Below are 18,760 nucleotides of genomic sequence, written 5' to 3' on the forward strand. Positions count from 1 at the left end.
CGGCGACTAGCCCTTGCCCTGGGTGGCCAGGAAGGTGAGCAGGAGCTTGCGCTGCAGCCCGAACATCTCCTTCTCCTCCTCCGGCTCGGCGTGGTCGTAGCCGAGCAGGTGCAGGATCCCGTGGGTGGTCAGGAGCAGCAGCTCCTCCTCGAACGAGTGACCGGCCGTGCGGGCCTGCTTCTGCGCGACCGCCGGGCAGAGCACGATGTCACCGAGCAGACCGGGCTCGGGCTCCTCGTCGTCCTTCCCCGGGCGCAGCTCGTCCATCGGGAACGACAGCACGTCGGTCGGGCCCGGCTCGTCCATCCACTGGATGTGCAACTGTTCCATCGAGGGCTCGTCGACCATCACGATCGACAGTTCGGCCTGCTGGTGCACCCGCATCGCGTCGAGGACGCTGCGGGCCAGGGCGGCCACCTCTGCCTCGTCGACGGCGACGCCGCTCTCGTTGTTGACCTCGATGCTCACCTGGGCATTGTCTCGCATCGCGGGAGGTCCCCGAGCCACCGGCCTGCTGGCCGCCGGTGGCCGGGGACACGGCCGGCCTACCGACCGGTGCGGTTACGCCGTTCCATCCGGTTCTGCGGGGCCATCCGGTCCTGCGGCTGGCGGGTGGCCCGGGCGCTCTGCTGCACCTGCTGCTCGGTGTCCCACCGGCCGTAGGCCTCCACGATCTCCCCGACCAGCCGGTGCCGGACCACGTCGGTGCTGGTCAGCTGGGCGAAGTGGATGTCCTCCACGTCGTCCAGGATGTCCTGCACCACCCGCAGGCCGGACTGCGTGCCGCTGGGCAGGTCGACCTGGGTCACGTCACCGGTGACCACGATCTTGGACTGGAAGCCCAGCCGGGTCAGGAACATCTTCATCTGCTCGGGCGAGGTGTTCTGCGCCTCGTCCAGGACGATGAAGGCGTCGTTCAGCGTGCGTCCGCGCATGTAGGCCAGCGGGGCCACCTCGATCGTCCCGGCGGCCATCAGTCGCGGGATCAGATCCGGGTCGAGCATGTCGTGCAGCGCGTCGTAGAGCGGGCGCAGGTACGGGTCGATCTTCTCGGTCAGGGAGCCGGGCAGGAAGCCCAGCCGCTCCCCCGCCTCCACGGCGGGCCGGGTCAGGATGATCCGGTTGACCTGCTTGGCCTGCAGCGCCTGCACGGCCTTGGCCATCGCCAGGTAGGTCTTGCCGGTACCGGCCGGGCCGATCCCGAACACCACCGTGTGCTGGTCGATCGCGTCGACGTAGCGCTTCTGGTTCAGCGTCTTGGGCCGGATCGTGCGGCCGCGGTTGCTCAGGATGTTGAGGGTGAGCACGTCGGCCGGCCGCTCGGCGGTCTGCTGCCGGAGCATGTTGATCGACCGCTCCACCGCGTCCGGGGTGAGGGCCTGGCCGGAGGCGACGACGGCGAGCAGTTCGTCGATCAGCCGCTCGACCAGGGCCACCTCGCCGAACGGGCCGGTGATGGTGATCTCGTTGCCGCGCACGTGGACGTCGGCCCGGGTGAAGGCACGCTCGATCGCCCGCAGAACCTCGTCCCGGGATCCCAGCAGGGCCACCATGTTGACCTCGGACGGCACCACGATCCGGTGCACGGCCTCCGCGCCCTTGTGCGGAGCGCTCTTCGGTTCCGTCATGAGCTGGGGCTGCGCCCGCCTTCCGGGTTCGGCTCGCTGCCCGGCTGGTGGGCAGCGCTTACGCCAACGATCGTAGCCGCCGTCCCCATTCCACGGCGCCCCGATTTACCCCCGAATCAGAGTCGGACCCGGAGCGGGGTTCAGCCCGCGAGGCCCTGGATCTGTCCGGCCAGGACGTGGCCGTGCACGTGGAACACGGTCTGGCCGGCCCCGGCGCCGGTGTTGAAGAGCAGCCGGAACTCGCCCCCGGCCTCGGCCTTGGCGATCTCCCCGGCCACCGTGACCAGCTCGGTCAGCAGCGGCTCGTCTTGGGCGGCGAGCTGCACCACGTCGGGGTGGTGGTCGACCGGCACGACCAGGATGTGGGTGGGGGCGGCGGGCTTGATGTCGCGGAAGGCGACCACGCGGTCGCCGCGGTAGACCATGTCGGCCGGGATGTCGCCGGCGACGATCTTGCAGAACAGGCAGTCCGGGTCAGCAGTCACAGGCGGCACGCTATCGCGGGCGTGGACCAGCTCAGCAGACCTCGTCAGTGACAGCGCATCTCGTCCCCGCAGCGAGCCTCTTCAGCCGCAGACGCCTTTTAGGCCCAGCGCCCGGAGACGGCGGCGAGGTGCCCGAGCGCCACCGGGCCGGCCGAGGAGGTCCGCAGCACCTCGGGGCCGAGCCGGACCGGGGTGGCCCCGGCCTCGGTCAGAGCAGCGAGTTCCGGTTCCCCGATGCCCCCCTCGGGCCCCACCACCAGCAGCACCTCACCGGCCGCGGGCAGCTTCACCTCGACCAGCGGCACGGTCGCGTCCTCGTGCAGGACCAGCGCCAGGTCGGCCTCGGCCAGCCGCTTGGCCAGGGCCGAGGTGTTGCGCAGCGGCTCGACCACGGGGATGCGCGGACGGCGGGACTGCTTGGCGGCCTCACGGGCGATCGTGGCCCAGCGCTTCTCGTTCTTGGCCACCTTGGGCCCTTCCCAGCGGGACACGCTGCGGCCGGCCTGCCAGGGCAGCACCAGATCGACGCCCACCTCGGTGGCCGTCTCGACCGCCTGCTCGTCCCGCCCGCCCTTGGCCAGCGCCTGCACCAGGCCGAACCGCAGCGCCGGGGGCTCGTGCTGCTCGACCGAGGTGACCAGCAGGTCCAGCCGGTCCTTGGTGCTGGCGGTGACGTCGCAACGCGCAACCACACCCGAGCCGTCGGCCAGCTCGACCGTCTCCCCGGCTCGGATCCGCCGTACGGAGGCCGCGTGCCGGCCCTCTTCACCGTCCAGCACCAGGGCCGACTGCGGGCCTACCCCCGACAGGGCGCCCTCCGCGGCGAAAAACCTGGGCAGCGTCATGAATCCGCCTTCATCTTCCTGGCCGCGAAGGCCCTACCCCACCGGCGCCCACGGACGTCCACAAACTTGCTTACAGACGTCCTTGGGTTCAGTTCTGGACTCAGCGGCCGGAGAAGCGGTCGCGCAGCTTCGAGAACACACTGGTGTGCACCGGAGTCATCCGGCCTGCCGGACGGTCCTCGCCACGCAGCTTGGCGAACTGACGCAGCAGCTCTTCCTGCTGCTCGTCGAGCTTCGTGGGGGTGACCACCGCCAGGTGCACCACCAGATCGCCCCGGCCCCCGCCGCGAAGGTGGGTGACCCCCAGCCCGCGCATGGTGGTGGCCTCGCCGGCCTGGGCGCCGGAACGGACCTCGAAGCTCTCCACCCCGTCCAGGGTCTCCAGCTCGATCGTCGTGCCCAGGGCGGCCGCCGTCATCGGCACCTCGACGGTGCAGTGGATGTCGTCGCCGCGCCGGGTGAAGACCGCGTGCTGACGCTCCACGATCTCGACGTACAGGTCACCGGCCGGGCCACCGCCGGGCCCGATCTCGGCCTGGCCGGAGAGCTGGATGCGGGTGCCGGTCTCGACCCCGGCGGGCACCTTGATGGTCAGGCTGCGGCGCGAGCGCACCCGGCCCTCGCCGGAGCACTCCAGGCAGGGGCTGGGGATCACGGTGCCGAAGCCCTGGCAGGCGACGCAGGCCTGGGTGGTCATCACCTGGCCGAGGAACGAGCGGGCCACCCGCTGGGTCTGGCCCCGGCCCTTGCACACGTCGCAGATCTGCGGCTGGGTGCCCGGCTGGCAGCAGCTGCCGGAACAGACCGGGCAGACCACGGCGGTGTCCAGCTGCAGCTCGCGCTGGCCGCCGAAGGCCGCCTCGGACAGGTCGATCTCGATCCGGATCAGCGCGTCCTGGCCGCGACGCTGACGCGGCAGCGGACCCCGCGCGGCGCCCCCGGCGGCACCTCCGAAGAAGGTCTCGAAGATGTCGGTGAAGCCGAACCCGGCGCCGAAGCCACCGGCCCCGTTCGGGTCGCCGCCGTTGTCGTACGCCTGGCGTTTCTCCGGGCTGGAGAGGACCTCGTAGGCGCGCCCGACCTCCTTGAACCGTTCCGAGGCCTCCTCGCTCGGGTTCACGTCGGGGTGCAGCTGGCGGGCCAGCTTCCGGTACGCCTTCTTGATCTCCTCGGGGCTGGCCGTCCGGGAAACCCCGAGCACCTCGTAGTAATCGCTCACGGCGGTGATGTTCTCTCCAGGTCGGTGCAATGAAGGGTGCGGTCAGGTTTCAGGATTCGCGGCGGGTCGGGCCGGCCCGGCTCCCAGCATGGGTCACGATGCCAGGATCCGGGAGACGTAGCGGGCCACCGCGCGCACGGCCGCCATCGTGTTGGGGTAGTCCATCCGGGTCGGGCCGAGCACGCCCAGGCGCGCCACGACCTCCCCCTGCGAGGCGTAACCGCTGGAGACCACCGAAGCTTCCATCAGCCCGATGTGCGCGGTCTCGCGGCCGATCAGCACGCCCACGCCACCGGCGCCGTCGGCCATCTCGGTGAGCAGCTTGAGCAGCACGACGTGCTCCTCGATGGCCTCCAGGACCGGGCCGATGGTCTGCACGAAGTCGGTGCCCGAGCGCGCCAGGTTGGCCGTGCCGGCCAGCACGATGCGCTCTTCGCGCTCGATGTCGAGCGAGTCCTCGAGGGCCTCGATCACGGCCCTGACCAGGGCCGTCTCGTCCGGCGCGAACATCTCGGGCAGGGCCGCGACCAGGTCGCTGACCTCGGTCAGGCGGCGGCCGGCGACGGCCTGGTTGAGCCGGCTGCGCAGGCTCGACAGGGTGGCCTCGGAGACCTCGCCGGCCTGCGGCACCATCCGCTGCTCGACCCGGCCGGTGTTGGTGATCAGGATGACCAGCAGCCGGTTGCCCTCCAGGGCCACCAGCTCGACGTGACGCACCGTGGAGCGGCTCAGCGACGGGTACTGCACCACCGCGACCTGGCGGGTCAGCTGGGCCAGCAGGCGGGTGGTGCGGGTCACCACGTCGTCCAGGTCGACGGCGCCGTCGAGGAGCGTCTGGATCGCCCGCTTCTCGGCCTGCGACAGCGGCTTGACCCCGCTGAGCCGGTCGACGAACATCCGGTAGCCCTTGTCGGTGGGCACCCGCCCGGCGCTGGTGTGCGGCTGGGCGATGTACCCCTCGTCCTCCAGCGCGGCCATGTCGTTGCGGATGGTGGCCGGCGACACCCCCAGCGAGTGCCGTTCCACCAGGGCGCGCGAGCCGACCGGCTCCCGCGTCTCCACGTAGTCCTCGACGATGGCGCGCAGCACGGCGAGCTTGCGTTCCTCGCTCATGCCACCCCACCTCTCAGTCACGATCCATGGCGTTGCGCCGGGTCTCCGGGTGATCGGAAGACCCTGGCACTCACGCCGCCGGAGTGCCAGTTTACGGCCCTCCGGGCACCGATGTGTGTCCCCGGCGGGTCGGCTAGGTCTCTCGGCGGACGCTGGCTACGGTCGCGCCATGGTTCCCAGTCTGCCCAGGATGCCCGGTTCGGCACGTGGCCCACAGGGCGCGGGAGCGCCTCCGGGCGATCGTTACGCTGGCGACGTGCTCGCCCGTGCGCGCCAGAAACCGCAGCTCAGGACGGAGCCGGCCGAGCCCGGGCTGGTGGTGGAGGACGTCGAGACAGGGTTCGTCGGGGCTGTGGTGCGCACCGAGAAGAGCGGCGGCATGCACCTGGTCGTGCTGGAGGACCGGAAGGGCCGCACCCGTTCCTTCCCCCTCGGCCCGGGCTTCTGGGTGGACGGAGTGGCGGTGCAACTGGTTCCGCCACGGGTCGGTGGTTCAACTGCTGCCACCGGTCCGGTCCGGCCGGTGAACCTGCGCAGCGCCTCGGGATCGGTGGCGGTGACCGACCACCGGGCCCGGGTGGCGCGGGCCTCGCGGATCCTGGTCGAGGGCAAGCACGACGCCGAGCTGGTGGAGAAGATCTGGGGCCACGACCTGCGGGTCGAGGGCGTGGTGGTGGTGCCGCTGCACGGGGTCGACGACCTGGCCGCGGCGGTCGCGGACTTCGGGCCCGGACCGGGCCGGCGGCTCGGGATCCTGGTCGACCACCTGGTGGCCGGCAGCAAGGAGTGGCACGAGGCGGCCGCGGTGACCCGGGTGGCCGGAGCGCGTGAGCACGTGCTGGTGGTCGGGCACCCGTTCGTCGACGTGTGGCAGGCGGTCCGGCCGAAGTGCCTGGGCATCCCCGCCTGGCCGGTGATCCCCCGCGGCCGGCCCTGGAAGGAGGGCGTGCTGCAGGCGCTGGGCTGGCCGCACGCCGACCAGGCCGACGTGGCCGAGGGCTGGCAGCGCATCCTGGCCTCGGTGAACAGCTTCGCCGACCTGGAGCCGGACCTGCTCGGCCGGGTCGAGGAACTGATCGACTTCGTCACCGCCGACGAGCAGGATCGTTGAGCGGGGCTGAGACGTTCAGTCTGTGCAGCCGTGTCGACAGGGGAAGGGGCCGGCCATGAGCCAGGAGAACGAGCCGACGCAGTACACATCGATCATCCCTGGTCAGGAAGATCTCGACCGGCCCTCGAGCATGGGCGGGCAGAACCCGTGGGCGCAGCAGGCCCGGCAGTACGAGCAGAACCCCTCGCCCGACGACGACTTCCTGCAGGGGCGCTACCGCAGCACGCCGCCCCCGGAGCCTGAGCAGTCCCAGCCCTCGCCTCAGCCCCAGCCCTCACCTCAGCCCTCGCCCCAGCCTCAATCCACCTGGAACCCGCCGAGCCAGCCTCGGGTGACCAGTCCGCCGGCCGGCTCGCTCACCCAGAAAGAGACGAACCAGTGGGCGGCCGGGGCCCACGCCGGTGGCCTGCTGGCCTGGATCCCGGTCGTGCCGCTGATTCCGGCGGTCGCGATCTACGCCGTGTACAAGGACCGCAGCCCCTACATCAAGGAGCAGGCCCTGGAGGCGATCAACTTCCAGATCTGCATCCTGATCGCCTACGTCCTGGCTTCGCTGATCGACCGCCTGCCCGTCCTCGGCGGTTTCACCACGCTGGTCTGGGCGGTCTCGGCCGTGTTCGCCGTCATCGGCGCCGTGGCGGCGTTGCGCGGTGATCGCTACCGGTACCCGTTCACGCGCCGTTTCGTGAGCTGACCAACCAACTAAGGACGCCTGTGAGCGGCAGAGGCTCACAGGCGTCCTTAGTTGGAAATCAGTTCAGGAAAGCAGAGCCCGCACCACAGCGTCGGCCAGCAACCGCCCCCGCCGGGTCAGCACCACGGTGCCCTGGACGGCCGGTTCCGGCTCGACCAGCCCGTTAGCCAGCACCTCGGCCAGAACGATGCCCGGGTCTCCGTGCAGCCCAGCTTCTTTCAGGGGAAGCCCTTCGCGCAGGCGGGAGCGCAGCAGCACTTCTTCCAGCTGGCGGGCCTGTGCGTCGAGCACCTCACGCCCCTGGGCCGGACTCTCCCCTGCCTCGATCCGCGCCGCGTAAGCAGTGGGGTGCCGCACGTTCCACCAACGCACTCCCCCGACGTGGGAATGCGCGCCAGGACCGACCCCCCACCAGTCGTCTCCCCGCCAGTAAGCCAGGTTGTGCTGGCAGGCATCGGCCGGGGTACGCGCCCAGTTGCTCACCTCGTACCAGGTCAGCCCGGCGGCCGAGATCAGCTCGTCGGCCAGCTCGTACTTGTCGGCCTCGTCGTCGTCATCCGGCGCCTTCACCTCACCGCGCCGCACCCGGGCCGCCAGCCGCGTGCCGGCTTCGACCACCAGCGCATAGGCCGAAAGATGGTCCGGCTCACAGGCCAGCGCCGCCTCCAGGCTCGCCCGCCAGTCGCTCAGACTCTCGCCCGGCGTGCCGTAGATCAGGTCCAGACTGACCGACAGCCCCACATCCCGGGCCCAGCGCACGACATCCGGAATGCGTTTGGGATCATGCGTACGGTCGAGCACGGCCAGCACGTGGCGCACCTGTGACTGCATGCCGAACGAGACCCGCGTTACCCCGGCCTGAGCCAGCGCTGCCAGCGAATCGGGCGTTACGGAGTCTGGATTCGCCTCCACGGTGACCTCGGCGCCCGGCACCAGCCCGAAGTTGTCGCGTACCCCAGAGATCAGCAACGCCAGATCACTGGCCGGCAGGAGAGTGGGCGTACCCCCGCCGACGAACACGGTGGAGACCGGTCGCTCGGCTACCCCGGCCCGGGAAAGCACCGAGGAAGCGAACGAGAGCTCTTGCACAGCGGTTCCGGCGTACGCGGCCTGACTTGCCCCACCGCCCAGCTCTTTCGCGGTGTAGGTGTTGAAATCGCAGTAACCGCAGCGCACCGCACAGAACGGCACGTGCAGGTAGACCCCGAAGGCTCGCTCTGCAGCACCGACCGCGGCCGAGGCGGGGAGGGCACCGTCGAGCGGAGCGGGCTCACCGTCGGGAGGGGGACCGGCCATTGCTCAACCTCGTCTGATTGCTCGTTGGGCCACCCGACGGATGGCCGGATCCAGTTCCAGCCCGAGCGCCGCGAATGCATCGATGAGCGTGCGCATCCGCGCCGGATCGGCCCCGGTGAGAAAATCGCCCACCACGATCCCGTGCTCCGGCCGGAACAGCACCCGCACCTCGTCACCCGCCGAGACTGCACCGGTCTGAAGCACTTTCAGGTACGCACCCGGACGGTTGGCGACACTGAAGCGCCGGACCCAGCCCCGCTCGTCCATACGTTCTGCGAAAGTACGGCAGGGGGTGCGCGGCATCGTCACCTCGACCACCACGTCCTCGCCGATCGACCAACGCTCGCCGATCTCGGCGCCGGTCACGTCGATGCCGTGGGTGCGCAGGTTCTCGCCGAACAGACCGGGCTTGATCTCCCGGTCCAGCTCGGCCTCCCACCAGGCGACGTCCTCGTCGGCATAGGCGTAGACCGCCTTACCCGGCCCGCCGTGGTGCCGGCGGTCGGCCTGGGTGTCTCCCACCAGCCCGAGCGGACCGACCTCGACCGGGCCGGCCACCGGACGTTTGTCGATGGCCGTCTGCTTCACCGCCTTGTTCCAGGGCAGGTCGCGCAGCTCGTACACCACCGAGACTGCGCTGACCCGGCCCCCGGCACCGTCGTGATCGGAATCCATCCGCCGACCGCTACTTCTTACGGTCTCCGGTCGGAGCGTCGCTGGACAGCGCGGCGATGAAGGCCTCCTGCGGAACCTCCACCCGGCCGACCATCTTCATCCGCTTCTTGCCTTCCTTCTGCTTCTCCAGCAGCTTGCGCTTGCGGCTGATGTCACCGCCGTAGCACTTGGCCAGCACGTCCTTCCGGATCGCGCTGATGTTCTCGCGGGCGATGATCCGGGCCCCGATCGCGGCCTGGATCGGCACCTCGAACTGCTGGCGCGGGATCAGCTTGCGCAGCTTGCCGGTCATCATCACGCCGTAGGAGTAGGCCTTGTCGGCGTGCACGATGGTGCTGAACGCGTCGACCGGCTCGCCCTGCAGCAGGATGTCGACCTTGACCAGCTTGGCCACCTGCTCGCCGTCGGTGTCGTAGTCGAGCGAGGCGTAGCCCTTGGTGCGGGACTTCAGCTGGTCGAAGAAGTCGAACACGATCTCGGCGAGCGGCAGCGTGTACCGCATCTCCACCCGGTCTTCCGACAGGTAGTCCATGCCGCGCAGCGAGCCGCGCCGTTCCTGGCACAGCTCCATGATCGAGCCGATGTACTCGGCCGGCGCCAGCATGGTGGCCCGCACGATCGGCTCGCGCACCTCGTTGACCTTGCCGCCGGGGAACTCGGACGGGTTGGTCACCGTGATCTCCGAGCCGTCCTCCATCGTCACCTGGTAGATGACGTTGGGGGCGGTGGAGATCAGGTCCAGCCCGAACTCGCGCTCCAGCCGCTCCCGGACGATCTCCAGGTGCAGCAGGCCGAGGAAGCCGCAGCGGAACCCGAAGCCCAGGGCCACCGACGACTCCGGCTCGTAGACCAGCGCGGCGTCGCTCAGCTTGAGCTTGTCCAGCGCCTCCCGCAGCGGGCCGTAGTCGGAGCCGTCGATCGGGAACAGACCGGAGAACACCATCGGCAGCGGCTCGCGGTACCCCTCGAGCGCCTCGCTGGCCGGCTTGGCGTTGTTGGTGACGGTGTCGCCGACCTTCGACTGACGCACATCCTTCACGCCGGTGATCAGGTAGCCCACCTCCCCCACGCCCAGGCCCCGGGTCGGCGTCGGCTCCGGGGAGCTGACGCCGATCTCGAGGAGCTCGTGGGTGGTCTTGGTGGACATCAGCGCGATCCGCTCACGCGGGTGCAGCTTGCCGTCGATCACCCGGACGTAGGTGACGACGCCGCGGTAGGTGTCGTACACCGAGTCGAAGATCATCGCCCGGGCCGGGGCGTCCGGGTCGCCGACCGGGGCCGGGACCTGCCGCACGATCTGGGCCAGCAGCGCGTCCACGCCGACCCCGGTCTTACCGGAGACCTTCAGGCAGTCCTCCGGCTCGCAGCCGATGAGCTTGGCCAGCTCCTCGGCGTACTTCTCGGGCTGGGCCGCGGGCAGGTCGATCTTGTTCAGCACCGGGATGATGGTGAGGTCGTTCTCCATCGCCAGGTACAGGTTGGCCAGGGTCTGCGCCTCGATCCCCTGGGCCGCGTCGACCAGCAGCACGGCGCCCTCGCAGGCGGCCAGCGACCGGGAGACCTCGTAGGTGAAGTCGACGTGACCGGGCGTGTCGATCATGTTCAGCGCGTAGGAGACACCGTCCTCCTCCCAGGGCATACGGACGGCCTGGGACTTGATCGTGATGCCGCGCTCGCGCTCGATGTCCATCCGGTCGAGGTACTGCGCGCGCATCTGCCGGGCCTCGACGACGCCGGTGAGCTGCAGCATCCGGTCGGCCAGGGTCGACTTACCGTGGTCGATGTGGGCGATGATGCTGAAGTTCCGGATGAGTTCCGGAGCGGTGGCGGACGGCTCGGGCGCCGTGTGGGCCATCGGAGACACTGCTGCGCTACCTCGATCGTGTGGCTCGACGGACTGCTCGGACTCTCCATCGTCCCATGTCCCCGGCCGGATCCGCGCATCGTCCCCCATCTGCCTGCTGGTTCGGGCGTTCCGGGATCGCTGGTAGCCTGGTAGGTCTGCGCATTGACCTAGTGCGCTGCCGGTGTGCCTACAGACCGTTGACCAGACTTAGACGATCGCGAGAGAAGATCAAGTGGCAAACATCAAGTCCCAGATGAAGCGCAACCTCACCAACGAGAAGCGCCGTCTGCGCAACAAGGCCGTGAACTCCCAGCTCCGCACCGCCGTCCGCAAGACCCGCGAGGCCGTGACCTCCGGTGACGTCGAGGCTGCGAAGGCCGCCCTGATCAGCGCCTCCAAGCAGCTGGACAAGGCCGCGAGCAAGGGCGTCATCCACAAGAACCAGGCCGCCAACCGCAAGTCGGCGCTGGCCCAGGCCGTCGCCAAGCTGGCTGCCTGATCTCTGCCTGAACGAAAGCCCGGCCCCCTTCGGGAGGCCGGGCTTTCGTGTTTTCAAGAACCGATTGAAGACGTTTGTGGGCCTGCGGTCCGGAACGTTGCGGTTCGTTCCGGGCGGGTCAGGCGCTTCGCCGGATCTCGGTGAGCACGAGTTCCGTGGCCGTCTCCTGGTCCAGCGCGACACCGGCCGCTCGCAGCACAGCGACCGCGGTGCTCTCGGGGCGGCCGAGGATGGCCAGCAGGATGTGTTCGGTACCGATGTAGTTGTGCCGCAGTGAAAGAGCGATCTTCAGGGAGTCCTCGAGGACCCGCTTCCCGCTGCGCTGGAACGGGATGTGCGAGGAGGGCAGGGAGAGCCCGAAGAGCCGGCGGCGACGCGGCTTCCGGTCCAGCGCGCCCGCCCCGAACAACGCCTCGGCCCGGCGGCGGACCTCGTCCAGGTCGATGCCGAGGGACTTCAGGGCCTCGGCATCGCCGGGCGCGTTCTTCTGGGCGACGAAGTCGCGAAGCACGGTCAGGTCGGCGCCGCTGCGGGTCAGGATCCGTTCCCCCACCGACGGGGTGGCGAGGATGCCGAGCAGGACGTGCTCGGCACCGACGTGGCCGTGCTCCAGGGTGCGGGCTTCGTCCTGGGCGGCGATGACCGAGGCTCGGGCGGCTTGTGTGAAGCGTTCGAACACGAGTTTCTCCTCAGAGTCTCAGATCCGGCGGGAGTGCTTCTTGTGGACGGCCTGCTTGGTCACACCGAGGCATTCGGCGATGTCGGCCCACGACCAGCCGAGCCGGCGGGCCTGCTCGACCTGCAGGTTCTCCAGTTGCTCGGACAGGCGGCGCAGAGCCGCGACGGCACGCAGCCCGACCGCCGGGTCGGCGTCCGTACCGCGAGTGACCAGGGCTTCCGGCGCGGGTTCGCTCATGGGGTCAACTATGGTTGACGATCTGCGATGCAGTCAACCCATGTTGACGATCTGGGTCGGTCCGGCCTACCGGCGGCTCTGGGCCACCGTCAGCACCAGGCGTTCGACGGCGTACACCGGGTCCCGGCCGCCGCCCTTCACTGCTGCGTCCGCCTCGGCCAGGGCCATGACCGCCTTGGCCAGCCCGCCCTCGTCCCACCCGTTCAGCTCACGCCGGGCCTTGTCGATCTGCCACGGCGCCATGCCCAGCGACTTGGCCATCGAGGCCGAGGCCCCCCGGCCGGCCGCGGACACCTTGGCCAGCCCCCGCACCTTCATCGCCACCGCGGCCACCAGCGGCACCGGGTCGGCCCCCGTGGCCAGCGCGTGCCGCAGCAGCACGAGCGCCTCCTCGGCGTGCCCGGCGACTGCCGCGTCGGCCACCTTGAAGCCCGTCACCTCGACCCGGCCGCCGAAGTAGCGCTCCACCGAGTCGACGTCGATCCGCGCCGTCTCGTCGTCGGACATCAGCTGCGAGCACGCCGCGGCCAGCTCGCGCAGGTCGTTGCCGACCGCGTCGACCAGCGCCCGGATCGCCGCCGGGGCGATCTTGCGCCCCCCACGCCGGAACTCCTCCGCCGCGAACTCGACCTTCTCGTCGTCACGGGTGATCGGCTGGCACTGAACCTCGGGCGCATTGATGGCCCGGGCGGCCTCCAGCAGAGGACGGGCCCGCAGCGCCCCGGAGTGCCGGATCACCACGCAGGCCTCCTGCGCCGGATCCTTGAGGTAGGCCGTGACGTCGGTGACCAGCGCCTCGTTCGCCTGCTCGACGTTCTCCAGCACCACCACCTTGCTGCCCCCGAACAACGAGGGACTGGTGGCCACGGAGAGCTTGCCGGACAGGTACCCGGCCGCCTCCATCCGCTCGACCTCGGTCTCCGGATCGGCGGCCCGGACCGCGGCCAGCACGTTGGCGACGGCCCGGTCGGCCAGCACCCCCTCGGCCCCGACGACCAGCAGGACGGGGGCCGGACGCACCTCGTCAGGGGTGACGATCGGGTTCTTCGCCTTGCCCGTCGACTTGCCCGCCGCCGACTTCGACACCGACTTCGACGCGCTCCGCGATCTCGAACCCGCTCCTGCTGCAGCCACGGATCTCACCATAGTCGCCACGCCCCGAGCCGATGCGACGCGAAAAGCTGGCTCAGTCCCTGGCCCGGCCTCGCACCACCAGCCCGGCCGCACCACCAGCGGAGCCCTGGACCACTGGAAACAACGCCGACCACACCGCTTCCGTCAACCACCTCAGCCCGAGGTGACCACCCGCAGCTCCCCCGGCCCGCCGGTGACCGCGATCTGCCCCTGGGTGTCGGTGCGGAAGGCCGCTGCTCCGATGCGTCTGAGCATGGCCAAAGCCGCTGGGGCCGGGTGGCCGTAGTCGTTGTCCGCCCCCACCCCGATCAGGGCGACCCGAGGGTGCAGGAAGCGGTACAGCTCCTCCTCCTGGTTCGCCGAGCCGTGGTGCGACAACACCACGACGTCCACCGGTTCCGTCATCCCCGGAACTGAAGTCAGTGTGCGCAGCAGAGACCGCTGGGCCTCCGGCTCGACGTCTCCGAGCGCTGCTATGCGTACCCCTCGCACCTCGGCCAGCATCACCACCGAGAGATTGTTGATCTGCTCCCCCTCCGGGTCCGATGCAGCGGCGATGCCCTGCCGCACCGCAGAGGCCGAGGGCGGGATGAGACGCCAGCGCACCTGCCACGGCGCGGCTCCCGCCGTTCCGCTGACGTCGGTGGAGACCGGAAGCACTCGGTCGGCCGACATCAGGCCCTTCACGTCGGCGGCCTGCGGGCCGGGCACGGGTACCGGGCTGACGAAGACGGGTGGACTGCCCCGCCCTTCGATCGCTCCTTCCAGACCTTCGGCGTGGTCGGCATGGAAGTGGGTGACCAGCACCAGGTCCAGGTGCCGCACGCCGAGCCGCCGGAGGCAGCGGTCGGCCAGGGTGGGGTCGGGACCGGCGTCGACCAGCACGGCCCGGTCGGGCCCGCTGCGGATAGCAGTGGCCGAGCCCTGGCCGACGTCGCACTGCACCACCAGCCAGTCGTCCGGCGCAGCGCCGACGAGAACCGGCATCCAGCGCGGCAGCACCAGGCAGGCAGCGATCAGCGGCGGCAGCATCGCGGCCGTTCGCCAGGCCCGGCGCATGAGCAGGCTGAGGCACAGCAGCGTCAGCGCGGCCAGCAGGGCAGCGCCGGGCACGCCATCGGGCCAGGGCAACGAGCCTGCCGGCACGTCCGCGGCCCGATGCGCCACCAGCGCTATCCATTGCGTGGCCAGACCACCGACCCAGGCCACCGCAGCCGCCGCATCGGGCCAGACCACCGACAACGCCGCCGCGGCGACGCCCGTGACGGTGGCCGGTGCGACCGCCGCGCCGACCAGCAGGTTGGCCGGGACCGAGACCAGGCTGACCACGGGGTCGAGCAGAACCGTCACCGGAGCCGTGGCAACCTGCGCGGCCAGCGGCACCGCAACGGCCAGCACGAGTGCCTGCAGCCGCCAGCGCTGGAGCCGGTGCAGCCAGACCGGAACCAGAAGCAGCAGGCCGGCCGTGGCCAGCACCGACAGAGCGAAGCCAAAGCTGCGGGCCAGCCAGGGATCGGCGCCGAGCAGGATCACTCCGGTGGCCGCGAGCATCGGGACGCCCGCACCACGCCGGGCCATCAACACCCCGGCCAGGCCGAGCAACCCCATCACCGCGGCTCGCACGACGCTCGGTTCCGGCCGGGCCAGGATCACGAAGCCGCCGATGACCAGGACGGTCACAACCACCTGCACCTGCCGACGCCCGCCGATCGCGCCCACGACCAGGAAGCAGGCCGCGCCGAGAATGGCCACGTTGCTACCACTTACCGCGGTCAGGTGGGTCAGTCCAGCAGCCTGCAGGTCTTCTTTCAGTTCCGGGTCAAGGTTGGAGGTGTCACCGACCACCAGTGCGGGAAGCAGACCACGAGCGTCGTCAGGCAGCCCGGCGCAGGCCTCCCGCAGCCCATCGCGCAGGTGCTCGGCGAGCCGCCAGGGCCAAGACCCCGGATCGGTGACGACCGGCGCGGACCGCGGGAAAGCCACCGCCGCCTCGGGTTGCCCAGGCTCGCCCGGCTCGAGCCTGCCCATGGCCGTGACCTGCTGCCCCGCAACCACTTCGCCCCATGCACCAGAGGCCAGCACCACGAGCAACGCATCACTCGACAGGGGGCGACCGCGAACCTCAAGGCGTTTCAGCCGAATCCGGACCACGAAAAGCTTTTCTCCACCAAATGACTCGCTAGCCACCTCCTTAGGGTCACCGGACACCTGACCGGAGAAACGCGCTGTCAGACCGGCCTCGGCAGCAACGGTGAGGGGATCCCGCTCCCGATCCAGCAACCGCAGGCCGGTAAGGGAGAGAACCGGCACAACGAGGGCCAGAATCAGCAGGAAGCCCGCCCCCAGGGCTACCGGCGGAGTCCGCGCCCGACTACGACCCGGCCCGCGGTGCCGGCCTGGCCAGTCACGGCAACCAGACCCGCCAGACCCTGCAGGTCCATTACGCCAGCCAGAATTGCCACCCCACTCGGCTTCGCCGTTGGAGCTCAGCAGTCGGCCATGCCAGGCAGGTAGGCCATCTCCCTCAGATCGGCTACGACTCTCAGATCGGCTACGAACCTCAGACCAGCCACGCGCTCCAGACCAGCTACGCCTTTCAATCCCGCCATGCTTTACAGACCTGCCACGCCTTTTAGACCGGCCACGCCTTTCAAACCCGCTGTGCCCTTCATGCCTGCCACGTCTCTCGGGCCTGCAACGCCTTCCAAACTCGCCGCGCCCTCCAGATCCGCCACCCCCATTAAATGCGCCACACTCTCCAGGCTCACCACGTGAGTTACACCCACCGCATCCCTCAGGCCCACCGCCTTCCGAAGGCACGCCAGGCCCGCCGCGCCCAGCGGGATTGGTCATCCCATTGGGTCGACCAGGCCCTCTGAGGCCGCCTGGCCCACCGGCCCGCGAGGACCCGGCAGGCCCGGCAGGCCTGGCAGGCCTGGCAGGCCCGGCAGACCCGGCAGACCCGGCAGGTCTGAGCGACCCTCGCGGCCGCTCAGACCGCGCGTTGCCTGACGTTGCTCTTCGTCCGCGCCTGCGGCCAGCCCGAAAGTCCACTGAGGACGCAGCCAGGGTCATTCGCGTGGTTTGGTCAGCGCGGGGCAAGAAGGCCGGAGCAGGAGCAGGATCCAGAGCCGCGGCAGCACGCCGATCGCGAAGCACCGCAGCGAGCAGTCCAGTTGCTAACCCAAGGCCCAGCACGGCCGCGACCAGCAGAACCACGTGAGCCGGCAGCAGCAGCGCTGCCCACACCGTCAGCCAGGTCAGCCCGGCCCCAGGCAGTAGGCGCAGATCCGGATGTGGTCTGGGAACTCGGCGCCGCACGGCGGGGTCGCTGCTTCCACCGGCCCACTCCCGGATGTCGGCCCAGAAACTCCGCTCCCCCGAAACCTCCGCCGTCGCGCTCACCCGCGCCACCCGTCCTTCATTGGATTCAGACCCGGACCAGAGGGCGCAGCTTTTCCATGGTCGCGTCGCCGATACCCGAGACTTCGTTCAGATCGTCGACCGTGGCGAATCTGCCGTTCGCCTGGCGCCATTCGACGATCCGCGCGGCCAGTACCGGCCCGACGCCCGGCAGCGCGTCCAGTTCGGTGACGCTGGCCGTGTTCAGATCGATCGGCGCAGCGGAACCAGACCCGGCATTCCCGCCAGAGCCGGCGGACGCTTCCACCGAACCACCGTCGGACGACTCAGCCGGAAGCTTCTGCCCGGGCTTGGGAACGAGGATCCGTTCCCCGTCAATAACTTTGCGGGCCAGGTTGATGCGGGCCAGATCAGCCCGGCCGGTCGCGCCGCCGGCCGCCTCGATCGCGTCCTGCACCCGGGCATCAGACCCCAGCGCGACTACGCCGGGTTCACGCACCTGACCCACCACATGCACACGCAAGGGCCCGGGGGACGGCGTTGAGTCCGCCACGGCAGTTACATCCGGAGCAGACGAAGGAACCGGCTGCGCAGCGGAAGTGGAAACCAGTGGCGCGCTTTCGTCGATCAGTGCTCCTTCCGAACCGCCGTCGGAGCGCAGAAGGAACACGACCACGACAGCCACCACCATGAGCGCCGCCACGGCCACAGCGATTGCCGCGCGCAGCGGAACCTCCCACCGGGCACCGCCCGGAACCCGGCCGCGGATCAGGCTCTCGCGCAGCTCACGTAGGGCCCGTTCCTCGTCCACGTCGTCGCCGGCGCTCGACCAGGTCTGCGGCCAGGGCTCGTGGCCGTGCTGGTCGTCGGCGCCGAGAACTCGCGCTCTGCGGCCTGTCTCACGCTCCGATCCCATGAATCGAAGCTAGGCGCACACCTCAGCGAGGAGCCACCCCAAGGATCTACCTGTGGACAAACCCCGGTTCGTACCGGTCAAGGCAGGCACGAAACCGCGGCAGATCAGCTGTCCAGGCCGCGGGCCACGACCACTCCCACGGCCCCGGGACCGACATGGGCGCCGATCACCGGGCCCACCTCCACGACCGGTACCTCGGCCAGGGAGGGCAGGTGTTCGTGCAGCCGTTCGGCCAGTTCGGTCGCCCGCTCCGGTGCAGACAAGTGATGAACAGCCATCCGGACGCCGCCGTCGTCCTCAAATTTGCTGGGATCCACCCCGTCCACCTCGCTCACCGCCAGCTCGAGGAGCCTGGTCAGAGCACGCTGCGTGGTGCGGACGCGTTCGAGCGGCTCGAGCCGGCCGTCGGCCAGGGCCAGGACCGGTTTGATCGTGAGCGCGGACCCGAGCCAGGCCTTGGCCGCGCCGATCCGGCCTCCGCGGCGAAGGAACTCCAGGGTGTCCAGATAGATGTAGATCGAGCTGTTCAGCGAGCGACGGGCCGCGATCCGCGCCACGTCGGGCCCGTCGGCTCCCCCGGCAGCCGCCTCAGCGGCCGCCTGCACGCCGAACCCGAGTCCCATCCCCAGCGACCGGGAGTCGATCACGTCCACCTTCAAGCCACCCGCGGCCACCTCGGAGGCCGCCAACCGGGCCGCGGCCACCGTCCCGGAGATATCGCCGGAGAGATGTACCGAGACCACTGCCGTGTGCCCGCGGGCCTGCAGACGCCGATACGTGTCGACGAAGACCTGGGGGGAGGGGCGCGACGTGGTGACCGGCCGGTTCGCCCGCAGCGCGGCCACCACCTCGTCCGCCCCGAAGGTGATCTCGGTGTCCGAGCCGATGTCTTCGGGACGGGACACCCCACCCACGACGACCTGCAGCGGGACCACCGTTACACCTAGCTCTGCCACCATCGAAGCCGGCAGGTAGGCGGTGGAATCGGTCACGACGGCTACGGAACCGGCCATGGTCGCC

18 protein-coding genes are annotated in these 18,760 nt (G+C 70.1%); 3 read left to right on the plus strand and 15 right to left on the minus strand.

Annotated features, from left to right (window positions below):
* Positions 1 to 6: 6 nt before the first annotated feature.
* The 6 genes from ybeY to hrcA form a co-directional block, all read right to left on the minus strand.
* Positions 7 to 468: an rRNA maturation RNase YbeY gene (ybeY, locus tag QSK18_RS25045; RefSeq protein ID WP_232813760.1), complete on the minus strand. Its 462-nt coding sequence runs from the start codon at positions 466 to 468 to the stop codon at positions 7 to 9.
* Positions 469 to 545: 77 nt separating this feature from the next.
* Entirely contained in the window at positions 546 to 1,628 is a 1,083-nt protein-coding gene (locus QSK18_RS25050) for a PhoH family protein (protein ID WP_232813759.1), read from the minus strand.
* A gap of 140 nt (positions 1,629 to 1,768) precedes the next feature.
* Positions 1,769 to 2,053, minus strand: coding sequence for an HIT domain-containing protein (locus QSK18_RS25055; RefSeq protein WP_408624109.1), 285 nt, complete (start codon positions 2,051 to 2,053; stop codon positions 1,769 to 1,771).
* A gap of 158 nt (positions 2,054 to 2,211) precedes the next feature.
* Complete coding sequence (locus tag QSK18_RS25060; RefSeq protein ID WP_285623963.1) at positions 2,212 to 2,958, minus strand: 16S rRNA (uracil(1498)-N(3))-methyltransferase; 747 nt, start codon at positions 2,956 to 2,958, stop codon at positions 2,212 to 2,214.
* Positions 2,959 to 3,058: 100 nt separating this feature from the next.
* Positions 3,059 to 4,177, minus strand: a complete 1,119-nt coding sequence (gene dnaJ, locus QSK18_RS25065; RefSeq protein WP_232813756.1) for a molecular chaperone DnaJ — start codon at positions 4,175 to 4,177, stop codon at positions 3,059 to 3,061.
* Positions 4,178 to 4,270: 93 nt separating this feature from the next.
* Positions 4,271 to 5,290 carry a heat-inducible transcriptional repressor HrcA gene (gene hrcA / locus QSK18_RS25070; protein ID WP_232813755.1) on the minus strand — a complete coding sequence of 340 codons (1,020 nt, stop codon included), beginning with the start codon at positions 5,288 to 5,290 and terminating at the stop codon, positions 4,271 to 4,273.
* Between the two features lie 190 nt (positions 5,291 to 5,480).
* Here hrcA and QSK18_RS25075 point away from each other — a divergent pair, with 190 nt between their 5' ends.
* Together QSK18_RS25075 and QSK18_RS25080 are read left to right on the plus strand one after the other, a co-directional pair.
* Complete coding sequence (locus tag QSK18_RS25075) at positions 5,481 to 6,401, plus strand: DUF3097 domain-containing protein (RefSeq protein ID WP_269810890.1); 921 nt, start codon at positions 5,481 to 5,483, stop codon at positions 6,399 to 6,401.
* Between the two features lie 55 nt (positions 6,402 to 6,456).
* Positions 6,457 to 7,095: a DUF4870 domain-containing protein gene (locus QSK18_RS25080; RefSeq protein ID WP_285623970.1), complete on the plus strand. Its 639-nt coding sequence runs from the start codon at positions 6,457 to 6,459 to the stop codon at positions 7,093 to 7,095.
* Positions 7,096 to 7,158: 63 nt separating this feature from the next.
* On the opposite strand, the gene hemW is transcribed toward QSK18_RS25080, so the two are convergent.
* Genes hemW through lepA form a run of 3 tightly spaced genes read right to left on the minus strand, consistent with a single transcriptional unit; the run spans position 7,159 to position 10,921 of the window.
* On the minus strand, positions 7,159 to 8,391 hold the full coding sequence (gene hemW / locus QSK18_RS25085) for a radical SAM family heme chaperone HemW (protein WP_285623973.1): 1,233 nt from the start codon (positions 8,389 to 8,391) through the stop codon (positions 7,159 to 7,161).
* 3 nt (positions 8,392 to 8,394) lie between these two features.
* On the minus strand, positions 8,395 to 9,066 hold the full coding sequence (locus QSK18_RS25090; RefSeq protein WP_285623976.1) for an MOSC domain-containing protein: 672 nt from the start codon (positions 9,064 to 9,066) through the stop codon (positions 8,395 to 8,397).
* 10 nt (positions 9,067 to 9,076) lie between these two features.
* Complete coding sequence (lepA, locus tag QSK18_RS25095) at positions 9,077 to 10,921, minus strand: translation elongation factor 4 (RefSeq protein ID WP_232813750.1); 1,845 nt, start codon at positions 10,919 to 10,921, stop codon at positions 9,077 to 9,079.
* A gap of 223 nt (positions 10,922 to 11,144) precedes the next feature.
* Between lepA and rpsT the strand changes: the two genes are divergently transcribed.
* Positions 11,145 to 11,411 carry a 30S ribosomal protein S20 gene (rpsT, locus tag QSK18_RS25100; protein WP_232813749.1) on the plus strand — a complete coding sequence of 89 codons (267 nt, stop codon included), beginning with the start codon at positions 11,145 to 11,147 and terminating at the stop codon, positions 11,409 to 11,411.
* Between the two features lie 118 nt (positions 11,412 to 11,529).
* Here the strand turns inward: rpsT and QSK18_RS25105 are convergent, their stop codons facing one another.
* The 6 genes from QSK18_RS25105 to QSK18_RS25130 form a co-directional block, all read right to left on the minus strand.
* A complete protein-coding gene (locus tag QSK18_RS25105) occupies positions 11,530 to 12,090 on the minus strand; it encodes a Clp protease N-terminal domain-containing protein (RefSeq protein ID WP_285623981.1) in 561 nt (186 codons plus the stop codon).
* Positions 12,091 to 12,108: 18 nt separating this feature from the next.
* Positions 12,109 to 12,327 (minus strand): helix-turn-helix domain-containing protein, encoded by a 219-nt coding sequence (locus tag QSK18_RS25110; protein ID WP_232813747.1) that lies wholly within the window; start codon positions 12,325 to 12,327, stop codon positions 12,109 to 12,111.
* A 66-nt stretch (positions 12,328 to 12,393) separates the two neighbouring features.
* On the minus strand, positions 12,394 to 13,413 hold the full coding sequence (gene holA / locus QSK18_RS25115) for a DNA polymerase III subunit delta (RefSeq protein ID WP_285623984.1): 1,020 nt from the start codon (positions 13,411 to 13,413) through the stop codon (positions 12,394 to 12,396).
* A 201-nt stretch (positions 13,414 to 13,614) separates the two neighbouring features.
* Positions 13,615 to 15,489 (minus strand): ComEC/Rec2 family competence protein, encoded by a 1,875-nt coding sequence (locus QSK18_RS25120; RefSeq protein ID WP_232813745.1) that lies wholly within the window; start codon positions 15,487 to 15,489, stop codon positions 13,615 to 13,617.
* Between the two features lie 1,402 nt (positions 15,490 to 16,891).
* Positions 16,892 to 17,635, minus strand: a complete 744-nt coding sequence (locus QSK18_RS25125) for a helix-hairpin-helix domain-containing protein (RefSeq protein ID WP_285623988.1) — start codon at positions 17,633 to 17,635, stop codon at positions 16,892 to 16,894.
* 209 nt (positions 17,636 to 17,844) lie between these two features.
* Positions 17,845 to 18,753, minus strand: coding sequence for a DegV family protein (locus tag QSK18_RS25130; RefSeq protein ID WP_285623991.1), 909 nt, complete (start codon positions 18,751 to 18,753; stop codon positions 17,845 to 17,847).
* Positions 18,754 to 18,760: the final 7 nt, after the last annotated feature.

The organism is Kineosporia sp. NBRC 101677 (assembly GCF_030269265.1).
GTDB classification, from domain to species: domain Bacteria; phylum Actinomycetota; class Actinomycetes; order Actinomycetales; family Kineosporiaceae; genus Kineosporia; species Kineosporia rhizophila.